This window comes from Chitinophaga sp. (assembly GCF_036569125.1).
GTDB lineage: Bacteria > Bacteroidota > Bacteroidia > Chitinophagales > Chitinophagaceae > Chitinophaga.
This window is the reverse complement of record NZ_DATCRF010000272.1, coordinates 1-2511: the sequence shown is the minus strand read 5'-3', so window position 1 is coordinate 2511 and position 2511 is coordinate 1. Positions and strand designations below refer to the sequence as shown.

2 protein-coding genes are annotated in these 2511 nt (G+C 50.1%); both read right to left on the bottom strand.

Annotated elements, in window-relative coordinates:
• Positions 1-1414: SusD/RagB family nutrient-binding outer membrane lipoprotein (locus VIM87_RS10045; protein WP_331996866.1), on the bottom strand; the 1414-nt coding region annotated here is incomplete at its 3' end.
• 12 nt (positions 1415-1426) lie between these two features.
• Positions 1427-2511: TonB-dependent receptor domain-containing protein (locus tag VIM87_RS10040; RefSeq protein ID WP_331996865.1), on the bottom strand; the 1085-nt coding region annotated here is incomplete at its 5' end.

Here is a 2511-nt window from a genome sequence, read left to right as displayed (position 1 = left end):
CCCCGCCATTTTTCAAACCTGCTCCTTTGGGCAATGCCGGGTGGCCGGTGCGGCGGTACTCAAACCATTGCTGCAGGTCGGCCAGGAACAGCGCATAATATTTCTGCAGATGGATCTTCTCCATCTTATCATTCAGCGATGCGCTTTCGTCCCATTGGATATCTGCTGCGGCCAGGTATTCATCAATGTTGTGAATAGTGGTTTTAACCGTATCCGGCCAGTTGGGCAGCCATAACCTGATGCTGTTCAAAGCGCCGTTATTGTAATAAGTACCGGCAGCACCGCCTATCCATCCTTTTGCAGCTGCTTCTGCCAGCATGAACTGCACTTCGGCATAATTCAGCATCATACCGGTAAGGGGATCTGTTTGTAAGGAAACCGCAGAGGTATAGGAATAGAAATAGCACTTTTTTACCGGGCTGGTTCCGGGCGCATAACCGCTGGCCACGCCCTGGTACGAGCCGGAGTACGGAGCAATGCCCCACCTGTTAAAACCACTGGCGCCGTAAATGGGTATATCAATACGCGGATCGCCCCAGGTTGAGAGGTGATCAATGAAAAAGCTGGCAATGGCAGGCGTTCTGAAATCCTGCTCCCTTACGCTTGCGTAGAAAGGGGAAACATAAGGGCCTGCGCCGGTCCATTTCAAAATGGCCGATTCCGCGTTGCTGGATATGATCGGGTATTTACCGGCATCCGTTTCCACGATGTCCTTAATTTTTGCAATGCACTGCTCCGCTACTTCCGCTTTGCCGGAAAGGCGCAGCAGCAGCCGCAGATACAGGGAGTTGCCGAACTTGCGCCATTTGCCCACATCGCCGTTATATACCGGGTCGCTGGTGGCCTTAATGGCAGTACCGTTGCTCAGCAGGGAGTTGGCAGAGTCCAGCTTCTTAAAAATATCCAGGTAAATATCTTTCTGCCGGTCAAAAGCAGGTTCCAGGATGGCGGAGTCCCTGCCGGAGTTAGCCTGGGAATAGGGCACATCGCCATAAGTATCTGTAAGCATGGAATAGATCCACGACTGGCAGATCAATGATATGCCCATGTAGGATGTATTGTAATTCAGCTCGTCGCTGGCTGTTTTATAGATGTCCTTGAAATTGGTAAGCTCCGTATACCAGCCGTTATAAAGATAATCGGATGTGTTATCACGATAGTCGTACCGGAACACCTGCCCTTCTGCCTCGTTCATGTTCACGGTCACCTGCATCAGCTCATTGTTGAAGTCACGGTTCCGCCGCATGTTGTACGTTAAGGTGTTTACCAGCGCCGGCGCCAGCAGCTGTTCCGGCAGGGCCTGTGTGGTGTTATTCGGATCGGTATTGATCTCTTTAAAATCTTTGGTACAGGAGGCCAGTAGTATACTGCACATGCCTGCAGCCACCAATAATTTATGTATGATCTGTTGCATTATTTTTTCTAATTAAAGTCCAACAACCAGGTTAATGCCATAGGAGCGTGTAGAGGGGAACTGCCCTACCTCGAAACCCGTTACGATATCCGATCCGTTCAGTGTACCAAATTCAGGATCGAACATGGGCCATTTTGACCAGGTATACAGGTTACGGCCATAGATGCCGATCAGCAGCTTTTGCAAACCCAGTCTTCTCAGCATTTGTGAGTTTACGGTATAGTCCAGGCGGGCTTCCCTGAATTTCACAAAATCGGTGCTGAAGGTGCTGCCTTCCGCATTATCCGCGCCCCAGTGAGAACGGTAGTAGCCATCTACATCTGTTGCCGTTACATCATTCTTACGGTATTTTCCATCTGCCTCCATTATTACGCCATTGCCAATGATCCCACTATATCTTCCGGGCAGTGTTTTTGTGAGCTTGCCCTGCTCCACCATCTTGTAATGCATCAATGAATGCGCTACTGCACCATACTGTGCATCGAACAACAGGCCTAAATGAAATTGCCTGTACTGAAAATCGTTGCTGAAACCCAGCTTCCATTTGGGTGTAACATTACCCAGGTATTTCACATCTTCTGAAAGCAGCGCAAAGCCGGTATTGGCATCATATACGATCTGGCCATCCGGTGCGCGCACATAACCTTTTCCGTACAGCGCGCCCATGCTGCCGCCTTGTTTGGCAACGATCTGGCCGCCGCCAACATTACCGGTACGTAATACCACGGAGCTATCTGCCAGCTCTTTAATTACGTTACGGTTAGAGGAGAATACGATATTGGTATTCCATTTAAAATTCTTTAGTGCCAGGGGCGTACCGTTCACGGCCAGCTCTATGCCACTGTTATTCACTTTGCCCACGTTAATGATCTCTTTCGCATAACCGGATGCACGGTCTACAATGCGTTCCAGGATCTGGTCTTTGGTGCTGCCGGTATACAGGGCCAGGTCAAAGCCCAGGCGGTTATTGAGCATTTTTACATTCGCCCCTGCTTCATAGGTAATGGTGCGCAGTGGCCTCAGGTCAGGGTTAGCCAAAGTAGTTGGGTTCTCCAATCCGCCGTTGTACTGGCTTCCGGCAGTGGGATACGTATAGG